18 protein-coding genes and 2 pseudogenes are annotated in these 20,439 nt (G+C 71.6%); 7 read left to right on the top strand and 13 right to left on the bottom strand.

Features of this window, described 5'->3' with window-relative positions:
- Window positions 1-147: 147 nt before the first annotated feature.
- Window positions 148-765 (bottom strand): annotated as a pseudogene (locus tag DRB89_RS14220) (ATP-binding protein); the annotation flags it as partial.
- 131 nt (window positions 766-896) lie between these two features.
- On the bottom strand, window positions 897-1,436 hold the full coding sequence (locus tag DRB89_RS14215; protein ID WP_112448078.1) for an RNA 2'-phosphotransferase: 540 nt from the start codon (window positions 1,434-1,436) through the stop codon (window positions 897-899).
- A gap of 133 nt (window positions 1,437-1,569) precedes the next feature.
- On the opposite strand from DRB89_RS14215, the gene DRB89_RS14210 reads away from it, so the two are divergent.
- Window positions 1,570-2,466: an aquaporin gene (locus DRB89_RS14210; protein ID WP_112448077.1), complete on the top strand. Its 897-nt coding sequence runs from the start codon at window positions 1,570-1,572 to the stop codon at window positions 2,464-2,466.
- 105 nt (window positions 2,467-2,571) lie between these two features.
- On the opposite strand, the gene DRB89_RS14205 is transcribed toward DRB89_RS14210, so the two are convergent.
- From DRB89_RS14205 to DRB89_RS14190, 4 genes and pseudogenes are all read right to left on the bottom strand, one after another.
- Entirely contained in the window at window positions 2,572-3,486 is a 915-nt protein-coding gene (locus tag DRB89_RS14205; protein WP_112448076.1) for a MerR family transcriptional regulator, read from the bottom strand.
- A gap of 10 nt (window positions 3,487-3,496) precedes the next feature.
- Window positions 3,497-3,649 (bottom strand): annotated as a pseudogene (locus tag DRB89_RS44485) (metal-dependent hydrolase); the annotation flags it as partial.
- Window positions 3,650-3,777: 128 nt separating this feature from the next.
- Window positions 3,778-5,550: an SDR family oxidoreductase gene (locus DRB89_RS14195; RefSeq protein WP_112453313.1), complete on the bottom strand. Its 1,773-nt coding sequence runs from the start codon at window positions 5,548-5,550 to the stop codon at window positions 3,778-3,780.
- 5 nt (window positions 5,551-5,555) lie between these two features.
- Window positions 5,556-6,413, bottom strand: coding sequence for a M24 family metallopeptidase (locus tag DRB89_RS14190; protein ID WP_112448075.1), 858 nt, complete (start codon window positions 6,411-6,413; stop codon window positions 5,556-5,558).
- A gap of 227 nt (window positions 6,414-6,640) precedes the next feature.
- Between DRB89_RS14190 and DRB89_RS14185 the strand changes: the two genes are divergently transcribed.
- The 5 genes from DRB89_RS14185 to DRB89_RS14165 all read left to right on the top strand — a co-directional run bounded on the left by DRB89_RS14185 (window position 6,641) and on the right by DRB89_RS14165 (window position 10,942).
- Window positions 6,641-7,648 carry an ABC transporter ATP-binding protein gene (locus DRB89_RS14185; RefSeq protein ID WP_112448074.1) on the top strand — a complete coding sequence of 336 codons (1,008 nt, stop codon included), beginning with the start codon at window positions 6,641-6,643 and terminating at the stop codon, window positions 7,646-7,648.
- On the top strand, window positions 7,638-8,525 hold the full coding sequence (locus DRB89_RS14180; protein ID WP_112448073.1) for an ABC transporter permease subunit: 888 nt from the start codon (window positions 7,638-7,640) through the stop codon (window positions 8,523-8,525). The genes DRB89_RS14185 and DRB89_RS14180 overlap by 11 nt, the downstream gene beginning before the upstream one ends.
- Window positions 8,522-9,433: an ABC transporter ATP-binding protein gene (locus tag DRB89_RS14175; protein ID WP_112448072.1), complete on the top strand. Its 912-nt coding sequence runs from the start codon at window positions 8,522-8,524 to the stop codon at window positions 9,431-9,433. Before DRB89_RS14180 ends, DRB89_RS14175 begins: the two co-directional genes overlap by 4 nt.
- A gap of 14 nt (window positions 9,434-9,447) precedes the next feature.
- A complete protein-coding gene (locus DRB89_RS14170; protein WP_112448071.1) occupies window positions 9,448-10,167 on the top strand; it encodes an ABC transporter permease subunit in 720 nt (239 codons plus the stop codon).
- Window positions 10,168-10,270: 103 nt separating this feature from the next.
- On the top strand, window positions 10,271-10,942 hold the full coding sequence (locus tag DRB89_RS14165) for a rhomboid-like protein (RefSeq protein WP_112448070.1): 672 nt from the start codon (window positions 10,271-10,273) through the stop codon (window positions 10,940-10,942).
- Here the strand turns inward: DRB89_RS14165 and DRB89_RS14160 are convergent, their stop codons facing one another.
- Both DRB89_RS14160 and DRB89_RS14155 read right to left on the bottom strand, forming a co-directional pair.
- The gene (locus tag DRB89_RS14160) at window positions 10,943-11,587 is read right to left on the bottom strand and encodes a response regulator transcription factor (protein WP_112448069.1); all 645 of its coding nucleotides are present in this window, start codon (window positions 11,585-11,587) and stop codon (window positions 10,943-10,945) included.
- Window positions 11,588-11,597: 10 nt separating this feature from the next.
- Entirely contained in the window at window positions 11,598-12,584 is a 987-nt protein-coding gene (locus tag DRB89_RS14155; RefSeq protein ID WP_239516131.1) for a histidine kinase, read from the bottom strand.
- A gap of 160 nt (window positions 12,585-12,744) precedes the next feature.
- Here DRB89_RS14155 and DRB89_RS14150 point away from each other — a divergent pair, with 160 nt between their 5' ends.
- Entirely contained in the window at window positions 12,745-13,338 is a 594-nt protein-coding gene (locus tag DRB89_RS14150; protein WP_112448068.1) for a hypothetical protein, read from the top strand.
- 142 nt (window positions 13,339-13,480) lie between these two features.
- Here the strand turns inward: DRB89_RS14150 and DRB89_RS14145 are convergent, their stop codons facing one another.
- The 5 genes from DRB89_RS14145 to DRB89_RS14125 all read right to left on the bottom strand — a co-directional run bounded on the left by DRB89_RS14145 (window position 13,481) and on the right by DRB89_RS14125 (window position 20,422).
- Window positions 13,481-14,293 (bottom strand): HAD family hydrolase, encoded by an 813-nt coding sequence (locus DRB89_RS14145; RefSeq protein WP_112448067.1) that lies wholly within the window; start codon window positions 14,291-14,293, stop codon window positions 13,481-13,483.
- Window positions 14,290-15,567 carry a serine--tRNA ligase gene (serS, locus tag DRB89_RS14140; protein WP_112448066.1) on the bottom strand — a complete coding sequence of 426 codons (1,278 nt, stop codon included), beginning with the start codon at window positions 15,565-15,567 and terminating at the stop codon, window positions 14,290-14,292. The genes DRB89_RS14145 and serS overlap by 4 nt, the downstream gene beginning before the upstream one ends.
- A 527-nt stretch (window positions 15,568-16,094) precedes the next feature.
- The gene (pheA, locus tag DRB89_RS14135; protein ID WP_112448065.1) at window positions 16,095-17,030 is read right to left on the bottom strand and encodes a prephenate dehydratase; all 936 of its coding nucleotides are present in this window, start codon (window positions 17,028-17,030) and stop codon (window positions 16,095-16,097) included.
- Window positions 17,031-17,072: 42 nt separating this feature from the next.
- A complete protein-coding gene (gene efeB, locus DRB89_RS14130; protein ID WP_239516130.1) occupies window positions 17,073-18,374 on the bottom strand; it encodes an iron uptake transporter deferrochelatase/peroxidase subunit in 1,302 nt (433 codons plus the stop codon).
- A 5-nt stretch (window positions 18,375-18,379) separates the two neighbouring features.
- Entirely contained in the window at window positions 18,380-20,422 is a 2,043-nt protein-coding gene (locus DRB89_RS14125) for a copper resistance protein CopC (protein ID WP_112448064.1), read from the bottom strand.
- Window positions 20,423-20,439: the final 17 nt, after the last annotated feature.

The raw sequence follows: 20,439 nt of genomic DNA, 5'->3' as shown, positions 1-20,439 counted from the left end.
CCACACGTGCCCACCGTGTCCAGCCGTGCCGTCGCCCTGTCGCGTTCCGACGCACCCCCGCCGTCGCGACAGGGCGGCGCGCACGTCCCATACGGCGGGGCGGTCGGTGACCTGGCGCGGCCGGTCACCGGAGCCGTCGTCGAAGGTGATGTCGTAGGGCAGGAGCGAGCCGTAGTCGCGGGCCAGCTGCTCGACCTTGGCCGGGGCCATCCATTCCTCGGCGCCCGGGCGGGCCTCCAGGATGACGGTCGTACCGGGCTCCGGGCGGGCGTCGGCGGGCAGTTCGCGGACGGTGTACGAGCCGTCGTCCGTGGCCAGCCATTCGACGGGCGCGGCCCGGGGGTCGCGGGCGGAGCGGGTGATGACGCGGATGCGGCGGGCGACGACGAAGCAGGCGAGCAGGCCGATGCCGAACTGGCCGAGGAACTCCTGGCGGGTGGTCTCCAGGCCGTGCCCGTTGAGGCCGGCACCGTCGTCCCCGCGCTTGGAGCTGCGGCCGATGGTGGCGAGGAGGGAGTGGGCCTCGGCGGCGGTCAGGCCGATGCCGCTGTCCTCGATGGTCACCCGGTTTCCGGCGGCCGACAGGCGGATGCGGATCTCGGCCCCGGGTTCCAGGGCGTGGCGGGCGGTGACCGCGTCGACGGCGTTCTGCAGCAGCTCGCGGACGTAGACGCGCGGGCTGGAGTAGAGGTGGTGGGAGAGCAGGTCGACCAGGCCGCGCAGATCGACCTGGAAGGTGTTCGGATGGGGCTGTTCGGACGTCATGGTGCGTCACCTCGCGTGCTGGCGTTTCGTGTTCGGCGACCGCGAGGTACCCCCCCTCACAGATCCCGGAGTGAGGAACAGAGTAGGGGGATGATCTGACAATCCCTCGGTGAATTCCCGTGCTTTTCCCGCTACTGGAAGCGCAGGAATTGCGGCGGCACCGAATCGACCAGCCACACCCCGTTGGCGCTGATCCGGAAGACGTGTTCGGCGGCGCGCATCGCCCCCGCGTCCACGCTGAGGACGACCGGCCGCCCGCGCCGCGCGCCCACGCGCGTCGCGGTCTCCCGGTCGGGGGACAGGTGGACGTGGTGGCGGGCCATCGGGCGCAGGCCCTCGGCGCGGATGGCGTCCAGGGCCGCGGCGACCGTCCCGTGGTAGAGGTACGCGGGCGGTTCGGCCTCCGGCAGGCCCAGGTCCACGGGGACGGTGTGGCCCTGGCTGGCCCGGATGCGGGTGCCGTCGACGGCGAAGCGCTGTTTGTCGTTGGCGGCGACGACGTGGTCGAGTTCGGCGCGGCCGATCGGGAAGTTGTGGGCGGCCGCCGCGTTCAGCAGGTCGTCGATCTCCACCCAGCCCTGTGGATCGAGCACCAGTCCGATGCGTTCCGGCTGGTGCCGCAGGTGTTTCGAGACGTATTTGGACACCTTCACGGTGCGTCTGTCGTCCATCCGCCCAGGGTGCCGGGTCGGCGGCGGTCGGCGCAGCGAATTTCCGCGGTCCTCCGGAGGTGGACTCCCTCTATCGCAGTTCCAAGATACGGAATACATTTTCCGCTGGACTGCCGCCTAAGGGGAAGAAAATATGATAAATAGTGCGTCTCTGTCGCGTCGAGCGGCCGCCGAGTTCATCGGCACCGCCGCGCTGCTCGTGGTGGTGATCGGGTCCGGGATCCAGGCCGCCGCCCTCACCGCCGACATCGGCGTCGCCCTCGTCGCCAACTCGCTCGCCTCGGCCATCGGGCTCGGGCTGATCATCACGCTCTTCGGGCCGCTCTCCGGCGCCCACCTCAACCCGGTGGTCACCCTCACCGCCTGGTGGGGGCGGCGTACCGGCGGCGAAGGGCTCGACGGCCGGGAGGCCCTGGTCTACGTGGCGGCCCAGACCGCCGGGGCCATCGGCGGCGCGGTCCTCGCGGAGGCGATGTTCGGCCGGGTGCCGGGCACCTTCTCCACCCAGGTCCGCGACGGCGGCCATCTGCTCGTCGGCGAGGTCGTGGCCACGGCCGGACTGGTCCTGGTGATCCAGGGCCTCGGGCGCATCGGCCGCCCGAAGCTCATCCCGGCCGCCGTCGCCGCGTACATCGCCGCCGCGATCTGGTTCACCTCCTCGGGCTCCTTCGCCAACCCGGCCGGCACCATCGGGCGCAGCTTCAGCGACTCCTTCACCGGCATCGCCCCGCAGTCGCTGCCGGGGTTCGTCGCCGCGCAACTGCTCGGCGGGATCCTCGGCCTGGCGCTCGCGGCCCTGCTCTACGGGACCACCCGCCGGGCCGCGGCCGGGAGCCCGGCGGCGAAGACCGGGGTGGCGGACGTGGCCGACACGATCGACACGACGGACGTGGCCCACGCGACCGACGCGACCGAAGTGACGGATGTGGCTGACGTGGCCGGGCCGTCCGGACCGTCCGGATCGTCCGGGATCAGCCGTCCGGTGGCCGAAACAGGCCCCTCCGGTTCGGCGTACCAGACCGTCGGATGACCTCCGGGGCATGGTTCCCCACAGGGTGGGGGGAGTTGTCCACAGCCCTTTGGGCCGGTTTCGGCGGCAAAAGAGCGATCCGCCCTGTGGACTACTGATCGAGCACTACCGGCCGCCCCGGCTCGCCAGATCGTTCATCGTCCGGGCCTGCAGCTCCCGCTCCGTGGCGGCCCGGACGAACTCCGCCACGTGGTCGGCGCCCACCAGCTCCTGCACCGCCCGCACGGTCTCGGCGGGCAGCGCCACCGGAGCCGGCCCCGAAGGCTGCGGGGTCCCGACGGCTCCGAGGTGCCGCTGCAGGTGCCGGGTCGCGAAGAGCCGCATCGCCCGGGCCAGTTCCGCGTCCACCGACTGCTGCGCCAGCGGCCGCAGTCTGCGCACCATCGTCGCCGCCTCGGCCGCGTCCGAGTCCGTGGGCGGGACGGCGCCCAGGTAGCGGGCGAAGACGTGCTCCGTGGTGAACTCCAGGAAGCGCGAGGCGATGTGCTCCACCTGGCCGCGCAGCTCCCGCAGGTGACCGGTGATCGCGGGCAGCGGGACCCCGGCGGCATACAGCTCGGCGGCCACCGCCAGCTCCTGCGGGGAGGGCACCAGGTACTGGTCAGGGCGCCCCGGGATCCGCTCCAGCACTCCCAGTTCGCAGGCCTCGCCGACCGCGTCGTCGTCGGGCTTGCCGCCGAACCGGTCGTTCAGCTCGTCCCGGGTGATCCGGGCCGCCTCCTCGTCCGTCCACGGTCCGTGCACCTCGGCGACCAGCCCGAGGACGCCGCCGAGCCCGCGGCCCGCGTCCCAGGCCTCCAGCAGTTCCTTGATGGAGGCCAGGGTGTAGCCGCGGTCCAGCAGGTCGGCGATCTGGCGCAGCCGCGCCAGATGCGTGTCCCGGTAGACGTTGGAGCGGCCTCGGCGCTCCGGCTTCGGCAGCAGACCGCGGTCCTGGTACGCCCGGATCGTGCGGACGGTCGCACCGCTGTGGTGCGCCAGATCCTCGATCCGGTACTCGGCTACTGCCTGCTCGGACAATCCCGGCTCCCTACGACATGGCGGCTCGGCCGACCGCGCCCGCCGCGGAGCGGGCGGCAGGCGAAGCCGCAAGGTACTCGACCGCCCTGCGCAGCGAGCCCTCCTGCGAGGGATGGTACGACCGCCGCAGGTAGCGGGGTATGGCCATGCCGAGCTCTCTCCAACCTCCTCCGCGCCGGGACCGGTGCTCCGAAGGGCGGGCTCTCCCTCAGCAGCCGCTCGAAGAGGAGGTGGTCTTCCCGTCGAAGGCCACCCGCCGCGGCGCGATCGCGTACGCGTACGCGATCGCGCTCACAGCCTGGGCTCCACTCTCGCGAGCCGGCGCAGCGTCCCCGGCGCGAACCGGGACATCCACAGGGCGCCCTTGGACTCGGGAGTCACCGGGACCACGGCCTGGTTCTGCACCACCGCGAGCAGGATCGCGTCGGCGACCTTCTCCGGCGGGAAGTTGCGCAGCCCGTAGAGCCGGGAGGACTTCTGCTGGCGGCGCTTCTCCTCGGCCTCGTCCACCCCGGCGAAGCGGGAGGTGGCGGTGATGTTGGTGTTGACGATGCCGGGGCAGATCGCAGAGACCCCGATCGACTGCGACGCCAGCTCCGCGCGCAGGCACTCGCTCAGCATCAGCACCGCCGCCTTGGAGGTGCTGTAGGCGGGCAGCGTCCTGGACGGCAGGTAGGCGGCGGCGGACGCGGTGTTGACGATGTGCCCGCCCTGTCCCCGCTCGGCCATCTGCTTGCCGAAGATCCGGCAGCCGTGGATGACCCCCCACAGGTTGACGTCGAGGACCTTCTTCCAGTCCTCGGCGGTCGTCTCCAGGAACGGGCCGGAAAGGCCGATCCCGGCGTTGTTGACCAGGACGTCCACGATCCCGTACTCCGCGGCGACCTTCGCGCCGAGCTTCTCCATCGCCTGCTCGTCGCTGACGTCGACGCACTCGCCCCACGCCTTCGGCGAGCCGACGAGCCGCGCCATGTCGGCGGTGCGGGCCGCGCCCTCCGCGTCCCGGTCCACGCACACCACGCGGGCCCCGGACTCGGCGAACGCGAAGGCCGTGGCCCGGCCGATGCCGCTGGCGGCTCCGGTGACCAGGACCAGCTGCCCGCCGAACCGGTCGGCGTACTTGCCCGGGGCCTTCCGCTCGGGCGCCCGTGCGGCGGGCTCCTCCCGCGCGGTGACGAACTCGGTGATCCACGCGGCCAGCTGGTCGGGCCGGGTCCGGGGCACCCAGTGCTTGGCCGGCAGGGTGCGCCGCACCAGGTCCGGGGCCCACAGCTCCAGCTCGTCGTAGAGCCGCTCGGACAGGAAGGCGTCCCCGGTGGGGGTGATCAGCTGGACCGGTACGTGCGCGTACGCGTCGGCGCGCGGCCGGCGCAGCCGGGGCCGGACGTTGTCCCGGTAGAGCCAGGCGCCGTGCGCGGCGTCAGAGGGCAGGGAGGCCGTGGGGTAGTTCCCGGCCGGGACCTTCTCGATCCGCTGGAGGATCTTCGGCCACTGCTTGCCGAGCGGCCCGCGCCAGGCGAGCTCCGGCAGCACGGGCGTGTGGAGCATGTACACGTACCAGGACTTGGCGCCCTGGCTCAGCAACTGGGCGGCCCGCCGCGGGGTGGGCCGCGCCATCCGCTTCTTGATCCAGTGCCCGAAGTGGTCGAGCGAGGGCCCGGACATCGAGGTGAAGGAGGCGATCCGGCCCTCGGTCCGGGCCACCGTCGCGAACTCCCAGCCCTGGACCGAGCCCCAGTCGTGGCCGACGAGGTGGACCGGGCGGTCCGGGCTGACCGCGTCCGCGACCGCGAGGAAGTCGTCGGTCAGCTTCTCCAGGGTGAAGCCGCCGCGCAGCGGCTTCGGGGCCGTGGAGCGCCCGTGGCCGCGCACGTCGTAGAGCACGACGTGGAAGTGGGAGGCCAGCCGCTCGGCGACCTCCGACCAGACCTCCTTGCTGTCCGGGTACCCGTGCACCAGCACCACGGTCGGCCGCTGCGCGTCACCGAGCTCGACGACGCAGAGCTCGACCCCGCCGGTGCTCACCCAGCGCTCGCGCGCGCCCGCCAGACCCGTCTCCGTCATCCCGCTCATGCCGCCTTCTCCTCAGCCCAGCGCCGCACGTGCGGCAGATCGTCGTCCAGCCAGAACGCGCTCTCCTCGGGGTCCCGGGAGTCGGTGACGACCAGGATCTCCTCGAACTTCGCGCCGGTGCCCCGGAAACCCAGGTGCGGCTCCACCGCCCACAGGCCGGGCTGCGGCAGGTGGTCGGAGAAGTGGTACGGGCTCCACAGCGGGGACCAGCCCTCGCGGTGGCCGTGCAGGGCGTCGGAGGCCAGCCCCTTCAGGGCCTGGGTGCCGAACCCGAACGCGGTCGGCGACCAGCGCCGCTCCTTGACCCGGTCTATCTTGTGCGCGATGACGCCGAAGGGGTAGGCCCGGTGCCGGTTGGCGTACCCCTGGCTGATCATCAGCCGTTCCACGTTCTCGTAGATGTCGCGCAGGGAGCGGCGCTCGCGCACCTGGTCCAGGATCAGCGCGCGGTGCGCCTTCAGGTCGGACATGAGCCGGTCCTGCACCGGGTTGAGGCCGAGGCTGCCCGAGTACCCGATGTCGGCGGTGTAGCCCTTGTAGACCGGGGCCATGTCGAGGATGAACGGCATCCCCGGCTCCAGGGCGCGGTTCGTCGGGAAGAACTGCAGGGGGATCTTGAAGTCCGTGAAGGCGGTGCGGTCGCCGAACCACGCGAACGGCATGTGGAACCAGTCCCGCACCCCGCGCTCGCGCAGCCATTCGCGCTGCATCCGCGCGGCCTCGCGCTCGGTGACACCGGGGCGCAGCTGCGCCGCGACGGCCTCCGCGCACTCGTAGGAGAGTCGCTGCACTTCCTTGAACCCGCGCAGTTCGGCGGAGAGTTCTGTGGTGCGTTGCTTGGTGTCCCCAGCCATGCCAGCCGTCCGTCCGTGTAGCCGTACGCGCCCGTAACTTGACACTGATGAATGTGACAATGACCGGAGGTCACGTCAAGGCCCGTGCACGGACCTGTGGACAAACTTGTCCGGTGCGCGTCAGCCTGGAGTCAGCCTTCTGCCAGGGTCCGTAGTCCTGAAGGCGGAGAAAGGATCGAGCTCCAGGTCTGACGATCGGACCGTCCACCGCCACTAACGTCGGTGACGTGACTGTCATCGCGACCGAAAGCCTGAGCAAGCGGTACCCCCGAGTGACCGCGCTCGACCGGCTCTCCCTGGACATCGGGCCCGGCGTAACCGGGCTCGTGGGCGCCAACGGGGCCGGCAAGTCCACGCTGATCAAGATTCTGCTGGGACTCTCCCCCGCCACCGAGGGCACCGCCGCCGTGCTCGGACTCGACGTCGCCACCCATGGCGGCACGATCCGTGAACGCGTCGGCTACATGCCCGAGCACGACTGCCTGCCTCCCGACGTCTCGGCCACCGAGTTCGTCGTGCACATGGCGCGCATGTCCGGGCTCCCGCCGACCGCGGCGCGCGAGCGCACCGCTGACACCCTGCGCCACGTCGGGCTGTACGAGGAGCGCTACCGCCCCATCGGCGGCTACTCCACCGGCATGAAGCAGCGCGTCAAGCTGGCTCAGGCGCTGGTCCACGACCCCCAGCTGGTCCTCCTCGACGAGCCCACCAACGGACTCGACCCGGTCGGCCGCGACGAGATGCTGGGCCTGATCCGCCGCGTCTACACCGACTTCGGCATCTCGGTCCTGGTCACCTCCCACCTCCTCGGCGAGCTGGAGCGCACCTGCGACCACGTGGTGGTCGTCGACGGCGGCAAGCTGCTGCGCTCCAGCTCCACCAGCGACTTCATGCAGACCACCACGACCCTCGCGGTCGAGGTCACCGACTCCGACGCCCACCCGGACGGCACCGCCGCCCTGCGCAAGGCGCTGGCCGAGGCGGGCGTCACGCTGCACGCGGGCGAGGAGGAGGGCCTGCCCGGAGCCGGCCACATCCTCCTCGTCGAGGCCACCGGCGAGGCGACGTACGACGTCGTCCGCGACGCCGTCGCCGAGCTCGGCATCGGCCTGGTCCGCATGGAGCAGCGCCGCCACCACATCGCGGAGGTCTTCCGCGACAGCGACGCGAAGGCCGTCCAGGCCGCCGCGCTGTCCGCCACCCAGCAGAAGGGAGCCGGTTCCGATGGCGCCTGACACCTCGACCCAGATCCACAACATCGGCTACCGGTCCTACGACGGCCCCCGGCTCGGCCGCGCCTACGCCCGGAAGTCGCTGTTCGCGCAGTCGCTGCGCGGTGCCTACGGACTCGGCCGCTCGGCCAAGTCCAAGGTGCTGCCGATGCTGCTCTTCGCGGTGATGTGCGTCCCCGCGCTGATCCTCGTCGCCATCGCCATCGCCGTGCCCGGCTCCACGGACCTGCCGATCAAGTACACGACGTACGCCCTGACCACCCAGGTGATCATCGGCCTCTACCTCGCTTCGCAGGCACCGCAGTCGGTCTCCCGGGACCTGCGCTTCAAGACGGTGCCGCTCTACTTCTCGCGGCCCATCGAGCGCGTGGACTACGTGGTGGCCAAGTTCGCCGCCATGGCCTCGGCCCTCTTCATCCTCACGGCCACCCCGCTGGTGATCATGTACATCGGCTCGCTGCTCGCGAAGTTCGACTTCGGTGACCAGACCAAGGGATTCGGACAGGGACTGGTGTCGGTACTGCTGCTGTCGCTCCTCTTCTCCGGCCTCGGCCTGGTCATGGCCGCGCTCACCCCGCGCCGCGGCTTCGGCGTCGCCGCCATCATCGCCGTGCTCCTGATCCCCTTCGGCGCGGTCACGGCCGTCCAGGGGATCGCCTACAGCACCGGATCGACCGGAGTCGTCCAGTGGCTGGGGCTGTTCTCCCCGATCAGCCTCATCGACGGGTTCCAGGCCGCCTTCCTCGGCGCCACCTCCGCCTTCCCCGGCCAGGAGGCCCCCTCGGCCGCCGCCGGCACCGTCTACCTGCTCGTCATCCTCGGCCTGATCGCCGGCTCCTACGCCGCCCTGATGGCCCGCTACCGGAAGGCCGGGCTGTGACCATCATCGACATCGACCACACTTCCCGCTGGTTCGGGAACGTCGTCGCCGTCAACGACGTGACCATGCGCATCGGTCCCGGCGTCACCGGCCTGCTGGGCCCCAACGGCGCGGGCAAGTCCACCCTCATCAACATGATGGGCGGCTTCCTCGCCCCCTCCACGGGCACCGTCACCCTCGACGGCACCCCGATCTGGCGCAACGAGCAGGTCTACAAGCAGATCGGTGTCGTGCCCGAGCGCGAGGCCATGTACGACTTCCTCACCGGCAAGGAGTTCGTCGTCGCCAACGCCGAGCTGCACGGGCTCGACGGGCTCGCCGCCCAGCGGGCCCTGGCCACGGTCGAGATGGAATACGCGCAGGACCGCAAGATCTCCACGTACTCCAAGGGCATGCGCCAGCGCGTGAAGATGGCCTCCGCCCTGGTCCACGACCCGTCCGTGCTGCTGCTCGACGAGCCGTTCAACGGCATGGACCCGCGCCAGCGCATGCAGCTCATGGACCTGCTGCGGCGGATGGGCGACGACGGCCGCACGGTGCTGTTCTCCTCGCACATCCTGGAGGAGGTCGAACAGCTCGCCTCCCACATCGAGGTGGTCGTCGCAGGCCGGCACGCCGCCTCCGGAGACTTCCGCAAGATCCGCCGCCTGATGACGGACCGCCCGCACCGCTACCTCGTCCGCTCCTCCGACGACCGGGTGCTCGCCGCGGCCCTGATCGCCGACCCGTCCACCGCCGGGATCGAGGTCGACCTGAAGGAGGGCGTCCTGCGCATCCAGGCGGTCGACTTCGGGCGCTTCACCGAACTGCTGCCGCGGGTCGCCCGCGAGCACGGCATCCGGCTGCTGACGGTCTCGCCCTCCGACGAGTCCCTCGAGTCGGTCTTCTCCTACCTCGTCGCGGCCTGAAGGAGCTGGCATCCATGTACAACCCCACCGTTGCCCGGCTCACCTACCGGGCCCTGCTCGGCCGCCGTCGCGCGCTGATCCTCTTCGCGCTGCCCGCCCTGCTGATCCTCATCTCCATCGCCGTCCGCGCCTTCACGGGTCTGGACGACAAGGTCGCCGCCGACCTCCTCGGCGGATTCGCCCTGGCCACGATGGTCCCGCTGATCGGTGTCATCGCCGGCACCGGCGCCATCGGCCCGGAGATCGACGACGGCTCGATCGTCTACCTGCTCTCCAAGCCGGTGAAGCGCCCGACGATCATCATGACCAAGCTGATCGTCGCGATCGCCGTCACCATGGTCTTCTCCGCGATCCCCACCCTGATCGCCGGCTTCATCCTCAACGGCAACGGCCAGCAGATCGCCGTCGCCTACACCGTCGCGGCGCTCATCGCCTCGATCGCCTACAGCGCGCTGTTCCTGCTGCTGGGCACCGTCAGCCGGCACGCGGTCGTCTTCGGCCTCGTCTACGCGCTGATCTGGGAGTCGCTCTTCGGCAGCCTCGTCGACGGAGCCAAGACCCTGAGCGTCCAGCAGTGGTCGCTCGCCCTCGCGCAGAAGGTCGCCGGCGAGGGGTACGTGGACGCCACCGTCGGGCTGCCCACCGCGGTGATCCTGCTCGTCGCGGTCACCGTCGGCGCCACCCTCTACGCCGGACAGAGGCTTCGCCGCCTCACCCTGGCGGGCGAGGAGTAGGGCACGAACCACCCGCACCCGTGCCGGGTGTTTCACGTGAAACAGTGCCCCGCCCGGCCCACCGGCCAGGCGGGGCACAGGTTCGCGCGGCATCATCGGGGACATGATCGAGCACCCCGAGCCCGAGCCGTCCAGGCCGATACGGTCCTGGATACGGTCCGCGCCCGGAACCCACATCTGGTTGCTGATCATCGCCCTCACCAGCGTGGTGGTCGTGATCGTGCCCGACCACCTCGAGCACGTCCTGCTCCACCGCAACAGCAGCAACATCCACGAGCTCGCCCGCCACCCCATACGGGCCCTGCTCAGCAGCGCCTTCTGGATCGAGGACCCGGCCTCGCTCCCCCTCTACGTCGTGCTCTTCGAGGTCTTCCACGCCAATGTCGAACGCTGGCTCGGCACGCTGCGCTGGCTCTTCATCATCACGACCGGCCACGTCACCGCCACCCTGATCAGCCAGAAGCTCGTCCTGATGGCCATCCAGGACAACCGCGCCCCGCGCAGCATGGTCCGTGTCGTCGACATCGGCGTCAGCTACGGCCTCGCCACCGCCATCGGAGTGCTGGCCTACCGCCTCCCCGGCCCCTGGCGCTGGCTCTACCTGGCGGGGTCCGTGGCGTTCTTCGGGATCCCGCTCCTCACCGGCGCCACCTTCACCGATTACGGCCACGCCATCGCGCTCGCCGTAGGACTGCTCGCGTGGCCGCTCACCCGGCATCCGCACCCGCGCGCAGCGCGGGCCGCCCCGGCCGCGCGTGTTTCACGTGAAACATGATCAGGCGCGTTCCGGCTGCGCCACCCCGTGCTCCCAGGCCCACGAGGCGATCCCCACCCGGTTGCGGACCCCCAGCTTCGCCTGCACGTTGGCGACGTGCGTCTTCGCGGTCCCGGCGCTGATGAAGAGCTCGGCACCGATCTCCGCGTTCGTGTGCCCCTTCGCCACCAGCCGTACGATTTCCACCTCGCGCCCCGTCAACGGGTGGCCGCCGCGCGGCGCGACCGGGTGCTCCTGGGCCAGCCGGCTCAGCAGACGCACCGTGATCTGGGGACTGATCAGCGTGTCCCCGGCCATGGCCGCCCGCACCCCCTCGATCAGCAGCGCCGGTCCCGACCGCTTCAGCAGGAAACCGCAGGCACCGTCCCGCAGCGCGGTGTGCACGTACTCGTCCAGGTCGAAGGTGGTCACCACCACGACCCGGGTCGCGGGTGCCAGCAGCCGCGTCACTTCCAGCCCGTCCAGCAACGGCATCCGGATGTCCGTCAGCACCACGTCCGGCCGCAGCTCCCGGGCCAGCGCCACCGCACGCTCCCCGTCCGCGGCCTCCCCCACGACGGTCATGTCGGGCTGCGAATCGAGGATCAACCGGAAGCCGCTGCGGATGTCCTCTTGGTCGTCGGCTATCAGGATGCGTGTGGTCACTCGGACATGATCACCCGGCCGGGCGCCCCGCCGCCGGGAAGACGGCGGAAACCCTCCAGCCGCCGTCGGCTCCCGCCCCGGCCCGCAGGGTCCCGCCCGCGGCCTCCACCCGGGCGCGCAGACCGGCCAGTCCCGTACCGCTGCGGCGCCGACGGCCCAGCAGCCCCGCCGGGCCGCGCGGGGCGGCGGAGTTGGCCACGCTGACCTCCATGCCCGACCCGGCCCGCTGGAGGGTGACCAGCACCGAGGCCGCCCCCGGCGCGTGCCGGCGTACGTTCGTCAAGGCCTCGACGGCCACCCTGTACGCGGTGGTGTCCGCCTCCCGTGACAGCTCTTCCAGCACGCCGGGGTCGGCGGCCAGTTCCGCGCCCTCGAACCGCTCCACCAGCTCCGGCAGTTCGGCCAGACCCGGCACCGGGGCCGTGGGCCCGCCGGCGGCCTCGTGCAGCGCGTGCACGGTCCGGTCCATCGACGCCAGGGCACTCAGACCGGCGGCCTCGATCCGCTCCAGGGCGAGGAGCGCCTGTCCGGGATCCCGCTCGGCCACGAACCGGGCCGCCTGTGCCCGCACCACGATCGCGCTCACGTCGTGCGCGACGAAGTCGTGCAGGTCCCGGGCCAGCTCCAGTTGCTGGTCGCGCCGCGCGTCCCGTACGGCCTGCCGGACCCGACCGGCCTGACGGCGCAGGTAACCGCCGGCGGCCACCGCGCCGACGGCCGGCAGCGACCAGAACGCCGCCGCTCCGCAGACCTCCAGCCACGATCCGCCGCCCCACACCAACGGGACCGGCCACCCGGCCACCGCGGCCACGCCCAGGAAGCCCGCGGCGCACCCGGACCGCACCGGGGACCAGCGCGCCACCAGGGCCAGCAGCGGCAGCAGGAGGACCATCCCGGCCAGCGTCCACGCCTCGGGAACGCGCACGACGGAGCAGACCAGGGACAGCAGGCCGGCCGAGGCCAGCGCGGGAGCGTACGCGTTCGGTTTCGCAGGCACGCCCCGACCCTACGAGGCCGCCCCCACCGGGGCCATCTGCCGTTCGGCAGAGGCGGACCGGCGCCGGCCGGCCCGGAGACCTGCTGATCGGCGGATGGTTCCGAGGGCTTCGCCGCACGAGGCTTGAGGCATCACCCCGCCTCCCGGACAGGACTTGACGATGACCGTGCACACCACCCCCGCCCCGACCGTCCCTGACTCCGTCTCCGCCCCTCCCGCCTCCACGGACCCGGCGCTCGCCACGGTTCCCGGTGTCTCGCGGGCCGCCCGCTGGGCCGCCAAGGGCGCCGCCCTCACGCTCCTGCCCACCGGCCTGTGGCGCACGGCCATCGCCTTCGGCATCCCGTCGGGCTTCAAGGAGGGCGATGTGCTGCACGTGAGCAACTACCCGAGCAGGTACTCCTTCTACCTGATCGCGCTCAGCGTCGTCGCCGAGCTGATCGGTCTGCTCGCCCTGGGCCTCGTCCAGCGCTGGGGAGAGGTGATGCCCCACTGGGTGCCGTGGCTCGGCGGCCGCCGCATCCCTCCGCTCGCCGCCGTCATACCCGCCGCCACCGGCGCCGCGCTGGTCACCTTGATCACTGTGTACTGCGCGTTCGGCTGGAGCGACCCCGAGAACATGGGCGGTGAGTTCGCCCCGACCGGCATCGCCCGGTGGGTCATGACCGCGAGCTACGCGCCCCTGCTGCTGTGGGGGCCGCTGCTGGCCTTCGCCACGGCGGCGTACTGGCGGCGGCGCCGGATCCACGGCTGAGGCACGGAAATTGACTGGTACGAGGCGTGCGGCAGGGGCAGAGTGAGCCGTGCGGGGAGAACAAAGAGGGTCCGGAACAGCCACTTCGAGCGCGCCTCGCGGCGCGGGCTGTTCCGGACCCTTCCCTGTGTGCCGTCCCGGGTTATGCGGTGCCGAGCAGACGCTCCAGGACCACCGCGATGCCGTCCTGCTCGTTGGAGGCGGTCACCTCGTCGGCCACCGCCTTCAGCTCCGCGTGGGCGTTGGCCATCGCCACCCCGTGCGCAGCCCAGCCGAACATCGGGATGTCGTTGGGCATGTCGCCGAAGGCGATCGTGTCGGCGGCCTTCACGCCCAGCCGGCGCGCGGCCAGCGAGAGGCCGGTGGCCTTGCTCAGCCCCAGCGGCAGTATCTCCACGACGCCCGGACCGGCCATGACGACGCCGACCAGATTGCCCACGGTCTGCCGGGCCACCTCGACGAGTGCGTCCTCGTCCAGCTCGGGGTGCTGTATGTACAGCTTGTTCAGCGGGGCCGTCCAGACATCGGCGGTGTCCTCCAGGTAGACCGCCGGAAGACCCTCCTGCACCTGGTAGCCGGGGCCGAAGAGCACGTCGCCGTCGACTCCGTCCCGGCTGGCGGCCAGGGCCAGCGGACCCACCTCGGCCTCGATCTTCTCCAGCGCGATCGCGGCCAGCTTCCGGTCGAGCGTCACCGAGGTGAGCAGCCGGTGCGTGCCCGCGTCGTAGACCTGTGCGCCCTGCCCGCAGACCGCGATGCCCTGGTAGCCGAGGTCGTCGAGGATGTGCCGGGTCCACGGCACGGCGCGGCCCGTGACGACGATGTGCGCCGCACCCGCCGCGGTGGCCGCGGCGAGTGCCTCACGGGTGCGTTCGGAGACGGTGTCGTCGCCGCGCAGCAGCGTGCCGTCCAGATCGGTCGCGACGAGCTTGTACGGGAACGGGGCCGGGCTCACTTGGCGATCGGCTCCAGGAACTCGCGGCCGCCCAGGTAGGGACGGAGCACCGGGGGCACCCGGACCGTGCCGTCGGCCTGCTGGTGGTTCTCCAGGATGGCGACGATCGTGCGCGGGACGGCGCACAGAGTGCCGTTCAGCGTGGACAGCGGAGCGGTCTTCTTGCCGTCGCGGTAGCGGATCGACAGGCGGCGGGCCTGGAAGCCGTCACAGTTCGAGGCGGAGGTCAGCTCGCGGTACTTGCCCTGGGTGGGGATCCACGCCTCGCAGTCGAACTTGCGGGAGGCGGAGGAGCCCAGGTCGCCGGTGGCGACGTCGATCACCTGGAAGGGCAGCTCGAGGCTGGTCAGCCACTGCTTCTCCCACTCGAGGAGACGCTGGTGCTCGGCCTCGGCCTCCTCCGGCGCGACGTACGAGAACATCTCGACCTTGTCGAACTGGTGGACGCGGAAGATGCCGCGGGTGTCCTTGCCGTACGTGCCGGCCTCGCGGCGGAAGCACGGGGAGAAGCCGGCGTAGCGCAGCGGCAGCTTGTCCGCGTCGATGATCTCGTCCATGTGGTACGCGGCGAGCGCCACCTCGGAGGTGCCGACCAGGTAGTAGTCGTCCTTCTCCAGGTGGTAGACGTTCTCCGCGGCCTGGCCGAGGAAGCCGGTGCCCTCCATGGCGCGCGGGCGGACCAGCGCCGGGGTGAGCATCGGGATGAAGCCGGCCTCGGTGGCCTGGGCGATGGCCGCGTTGACGAGCGCGAGCTCGAGCAGGGCGCCGATACCCGTGAGGTAGTAGAAGCGCGAGCCCGACACCTTGGCGCCGCGTTCGACGTCGATGGCGCCGAGGGACTCGCCGAGCTCCAGGTGGTCCTTGGGCTCGAAGCCCTCGGCGCCGAAGTCGCGGATGGTGCCGTGCGTCTCGAGGACGGTGAAGTCCTCCTCGCCGCCGACGGGCACGTCGGTGTGGACGATGTTGCCGAGCTGCAGGAGCAGCTGCTTGGCGGCGTCGTCCGCCTCGTTCTGCTCGGCCTCGGCCGCCTTGACGTTCTGCTTGAGCTGGTCGGCCTTCTTCAGCAGCTCGGCCCGCTCCTCCGGAGAGGCCTTGGGGATGAGCTTGCCGAGCGACCTCTGCTCGTTGCGGAGTTCGTCGAATCGCATGCCGGAGGACCTGCGGCGCTCGTCGGCGGAGAGCAGGGCGTCGACGAGGGCGACGTCCTCTCCACGGGCGCGCTGCGAGGCGCGGACACGGTCAGGGTCTTCACGGAGCAGCCGGAGGTCAATCACCCCTCCAGGCTACCGGGCCGGGCTTCCTGGGATCACACCGATATCACGCTGCGTGTCGCTATGTCCCAATTGCCGCGAATGGAAAACTTTCGACAGGTGACCGGAAGTGATCCTTCCTCCGGAGTCGATAAAAGCGGTCCCATTCCCCGAAATGGGACGGGGCGCCGGCGGCCGGGCACCCCCTGAGCAGGGCCGCAGCGCGTTCCTTGTCCACAGGGATTTCCCCCTGGACCGGCTTATCCACAGGCTGTGCGCCGCATCTGTGGACACAGGAATAGTTCAATCCCGGCGGCGGAGCGAGCGGGCTCAATCAGGGTTCAAACCACCCTCACACACTCATTCGGGTGGGAATGGCTCGCCCCAAAGAGTTGATCGACGATGCGGGGGTGACGCCGTTCACCTCTCGCTCCCCAGCGCGAAACCTGTGCCACCCGACCGATTTGTCGACCTTGTCGTGCTGCTCTGTCGACTTGTCCCCAGGTTCACATCTCTGCCTGTGGATAACTCTGTGGACAGTGGACGGAGCGCTACGGACGCCCGTCGAGGCAGCGCGTCAGCCAGTCCGAGGCCGCCGTGAAATCGCCGTCCGAGGTGCCGGGCCGGGCCCCCTGGACGTCACCCTGAGCTACACCGGCGCGCGGATACGAGCCGAGGAACCGGATCTGGGGACAGGTGCGCTTGAGGCCCATGAGCGCCTCGCCCACGCGGCGGTCGGAGATGTGCCCCTCGGCGTCCACGGCGAAGCAGTAGTTGCCGATCCCCTCGCCCGTCGGCCGGGACTGGATCAGCATCAGGTTCACTCCGCGGACGGCGAACTCCTGGAGCAGCTCCAGCAGGGCACCGGGGCGGTCGTCGCCGAGCCACAGCACCACCGAGGTCTTGTCCGCGCCGGTCGGCGCGGCCGGCCGGGCCGGGCGGCCCACGAGCACGAAGCGCGTCTCCGCGTTCTGCGCGTCGTGGATCTCGGTGACCAGCGGCACGAGCCCGTAGGTGGCGGCCGCGAACTCCCCCGCGAAGGCGGCGTCGAAGCGGCCCTCCTGGACGAGGCGGGCCCCGTCGGCATTGGAGGCGGCCGACTCCCACAGCGCGTCGGGCAGGTTCGCTCGCAGCCAGTTGCGCACCTGGGGCTGCGCGACCGGGTGCCCGGTGACGGTCTTGACGTCCGACAGCTGCGTGCCCGGCCGGACCAGCAGCGCGAACGCGATCGGGAGCAGCACCTCGCGGTAGATCATCAGCGGGACGCCCGAGGCCAGCTCGTCCAGGGTCGAGGTGACCCCGCCCTCCACCGAGTTCTCGATCGGGACCAGCGCCGCCGCGGCCTCGCCGTTGCGTACGGCGTCCAGGGCGGCCGGGACCGAAACCATCGGGACGAGCTCCCGGGTCGCGGCTTCGGGCAGTGTGCGAAGGGCGGCTTCGGTGAACGTGCCCTCGGGACCGAGATAGGTGAAGCGGGTGGCCGACATGCGATCAGCCTAATGCCGGGGCCCCGACGCGACCTGGGCTGTTCACCCTTCGAGCAGCCGCTGACCCACGTACTCCCCGGCGCGCGCGCCGGGCGGCACCGCGTACAGCCCGCTGGACTCGTGCCGGATGAATTCCGACAGCGCGTCGCCGCGATCGAGCTTGCGCTGGACCGGGACGAAACCGCGTACCGGATCGGCCTGCCAGCAGATGAAGAGCAGCCCGGCATCGGGGGCCCCGTCGGCGGCGGTCCCGTCGTGGAAGGAGAAGGGGCGCCGGAGCATGGCCGCCCCGCCGTTCTGCGCGGGCGCCGAGATCCGCGCGTGCGCGTTGGAGGGGATGACCGGCTTGCCGTCGGCGCCGAGCTTGTCGAGGGCCATGGCGGTGGTCTCGCCGCCGCCGGTCAGCGGGGCGCCGGTGGCCTTCGTACGGCCGATGACCTGCTCCTGCTGGGTGAGCGACTGCTGCTCCCAGGGGTCGAGGAGCATGCGGATGCGGCGTACGACGGCGTACGAGCCCCCGGCCATCCAGGCGTGCTCGGCCGGCCCCCCGCCCTGGACGAAGATCCGCTTGTCGAAATCGGCCTCGGAGGGCTTCGGATTGTTGGTGCCGTCGACCTGGCCCATGAGGTTGCGGGCGGTCATGGGGGTGGCGGTGGCGCCGGGAGACCGATTGAAGCCGTTCATCTGCCAGCGGAGGCGGGCCGCCTGCCCGGCTTCCTTCTGCAGGGCGCGCAGCGCGTGGAAGGCGACGAGCGCGTCGTCGGCGCCGATCTGGACCCACAGGTCGCCGTTGCTGCGCTGGGGGTCGAGCCGGTCGGAGGAGAAGTCCGGCAGCGGGTCGAGGGCGACGGGACGGCGGCCCGCCAGGCCCGTGCGCTCGAAGAAGGAGTGGCCGAAGCCGAAGGTGACGGTGAGCGAGGAGGGGCCGGAGTCCAGGGCGATGCCGCTGTCGGCGATCGGCGCGTTCTCGCCCGCCGTCAGCCGCCGGGCGGTGTCGGACCAACGGCGCATCAGGGCGGCGGCCTCGGTGCGACCGGCACCCGGCGCCAGGTCGAAGGCGAGGACGTGGCCCTTGGCCTGGAGGGGCGTCGTGATGCCGGCCTGGTGCGTCCCCTCGAAGGCCACCCGGGTGGCGCCGATGGACGCCAGCGTGCCGGCGGCGCCGCCGGAGCCCGTCGTCCCCGGCCCGGACACGGCCGAGTGCACGAGGGCCCCGCCGGTGGCGCCGAGGGCGAGCCCGGCGGCGCCCGCGGCGCCGACCGTGCCCAGCAGCCGGCGCCGGGAGATCTCGACGTCGGGGCTGCCCTGGGCGTTCTCGGTGGTCTCGCTGCTGTTCTGGGTCACGCTGGTCAGCCGATCTTGACGTTCTTCTGGACGGTCGTCTGGTCGATGTCGGAGGTGCGGACGGTCACGTCGATCTGCCAGTCGCCAGGGAGCGGCAGCTGGACGCCCGAAGCGCTCCAGTGTCCGGCCGCGGCCCGCTCGGGTGCGACCGGCAGCGGGCCGACGTCCTTGGCCCGGAGGGTGAACGCCACCTTGACCTCGGGGAGGTCGAGGGGCTTGCCGTCGGGGGTCTCGGCCCACACGTGGAGGGTGTTCGCACCGACGCGGCCGGGGTCGAGCTGGAGCCGGACGGAGCCCTTGCCGTTCTGGCCGCCGGTGTCGAAGGGCATCGTGATCTTGACCGCGCGGTCGGGAACGGCGGTGGCGGTGGACCCGCTGCCGGCTTCCAGCTCCGCCGCGCGGCCGGGCTCCGTACTGGTGAGGACGGTGGTGACGGCCAGCAGGACCACGGCGACGCCCGCCTCGGCCAGCACGGACCGGCGAAGGCCCGCGCGGTCCGGGTCGGCGTCGCGCGCCTGCTTCTCCCGTGCGGTGCGCCGGGCGGCGCTCTGGCGGGCCAGCTGGGCGGCGCGCCGGGGGTCGGCGGGAAGCGCCCCGGCCGTTGTTTCACGTGAAACATCGCCCGGCTCGGCGGCCCCGACCCTGGCTTCCTCGTCCTGCTCCACCCCGTTCTCGGCCCGGGCCGTCCCGGTGAGCCGCGAGGTCCACTTGCGGGAGACGTAGGCGACGCCGACGAGGACGAGGACGAGGCCGATCTTGACGAGCAGCAGCCGGCCGTAGTCGGTTCCGGTCAGCGCCGACCAGCTGCCGACCTGGCGCCAGGACTGGTAGGCGCCGGTGGCGGTCAGCACGAGAACGCTGGTGAAGGCGACGGCGGAGAACCGCCGGATGGCCTCGCGCTCGATCCCGGGGACCTTGTGGAGGGCGACGAGCAGGGCGGTGAGTCCGCCGAGCCAGGTGGCGACGGCCATCAGGTGCAGGATGTCGACGGGCATGGCGAGGGCGGGCTGGATGCCGGTGGAGGCGTGCTCGGACAGCGCCCATGTGGCGGCGATGCCCGCGGCGACCACGGCTCCGCCGACGCCGAGACCGAAGAGGAGGTCGCTCTCGTCCTTGGCGTCGGCGGAGTCCTTGGCCTCGTCTCCGGAAGCCTCGTCCACGGAAGCCCCGTCCACGGGACCTCCGTCCACAGGGGTCCCCTCCCCGGAGGCCCCGTCACTCCGGTGGCGCCGCGCGTAGGCGCCGAACAGGACGGTGATGAAGAGCGCGGCGGCGCCGAGGAGGAGCAGTCGCGAGACGAGCGAGGCGCCGGACTTGGTCTCCAGCACGGACTTCAGCCCGGCCAGGTCGAAGACGTCGGCGAACTTGCCGGACCCCGTGTAGGGGTTGCGGAGCACGAGCATCGTGAGGGTGGCCACGGTGAGCGTGACCCAGGCCCGTACGACCAGCTTCTGCATCGACCGCTCCGCGGCCCCCCGGCGCCAGCACAGGAGGATGAAGGCGGCGGCCCCGACGAGGACGGCGAACCCGGCGTAGGCGACGTAGCGCGCGATCCCGTAGGCGATGGCGACGGGCCCGTCCCCCGCCGCCCGCGAGGGCAGCGAGACGGTCGTCGCGGAGGGGGCGCCGATGGAGAAGGTGAAGGCGCCGGCGATCGGGTGGCTGTCGGCGGATATGGCCTGCCAGGCGACCGTGTAGGTGCCGTCCGGCAGTCCCGGGCGCAGGGCGGTTCCGTAGCGGATGGTGTTCCCGCTGCAGAGGTCGCGCAGTTCACCGGTGTCGACGCGCTTGCCCTGCGGGTCCAGGACGCGGATGGAGTCGCCGTTCATGGCGACGCCCTCCGAGAACGAGAGGGTGATCTGGGCGGGTGCCGCGGCGACCACCGCCCCGTCCCCCGGATCGCTCGCGGTGAGTGCGGCGTGCGCCGAGGCCGGGGCGGCCGCGGCGAAGAAGGCTGCCAGCAGCGCGGCGAGGACCAGCGTGAGCCGCGGCAGCAGTGCCGTGGCACGCACGCGGGCCGTGGAGGGGGGCGGGGCGGTGGCCGTCATGGCGTGTCAGTCCCTCG

It is taken from the genome of Streptomyces sp. ICC4, assembly GCF_003287915.1.
Taxonomy (GTDB): Bacteria; Actinomycetota; Actinomycetes; order Streptomycetales; family Streptomycetaceae; genus Streptomyces; species Streptomyces tritrimontium.
The sequence above is the reverse complement of the archived record's forward strand: the minus strand, read 5'-3'. Positions and strand labels throughout refer to the sequence as shown.

Excerpts from the sequence above, each read along its gene's own strand:
- DRB89_RS14170 (WP_112448071.1), top strand. The coding sequence starts at position 9,448 with ATGTACAACCCCACCGTTGCCCGGCTCACCTACCGGGCCCTGCTCGGC.
- DRB89_RS14150 (WP_112448068.1), top strand. The coding sequence starts at position 12,745 with ATGACCGTGCACACCACCCCCGCCCCGACCGTCCCTGACTCCGTCTCC.
- pheA (WP_112448065.1), bottom strand. The coding sequence starts at position 17,030 with ATGTCGGCCACCCGCTTCACCTATCTCGGTCCCGAGGGCACGTTCACC.
- DRB89_RS14190 (WP_112448075.1), bottom strand. The coding sequence starts at position 6,413 with ATGGCTGGGGACACCAAGCAACGCACCACAGAACTCTCCGCCGAACTG.
- DRB89_RS14215 (WP_112448078.1), bottom strand. The coding sequence starts at position 1,436 with ATGGACGACAGACGCACCGTGAAGGTGTCCAAATACGTCTCGAAACAC.
- DRB89_RS14210 (WP_112448077.1), top strand. The coding sequence starts at position 1,570 with ATGATAAATAGTGCGTCTCTGTCGCGTCGAGCGGCCGCCGAGTTCATC.
- DRB89_RS14195 (WP_112453313.1), bottom strand. The coding sequence starts at position 5,550 with ATGACGGAGACGGGTCTGGCGGGCGCGCGCGAGCGCTGGGTGAGCACC.
- DRB89_RS14180 (WP_112448073.1), top strand. The coding sequence starts at position 7,638 with ATGGCGCCTGACACCTCGACCCAGATCCACAACATCGGCTACCGGTCC.
- DRB89_RS14125 (WP_112448064.1), bottom strand. The coding sequence starts at position 20,422 with ATGACGGCCACCGCCCCGCCCCCCTCCACGGCCCGCGTGCGTGCCACG.
- DRB89_RS14165 (WP_112448070.1), top strand. The coding sequence starts at position 10,271 with ATGATCGAGCACCCCGAGCCCGAGCCGTCCAGGCCGATACGGTCCTGG.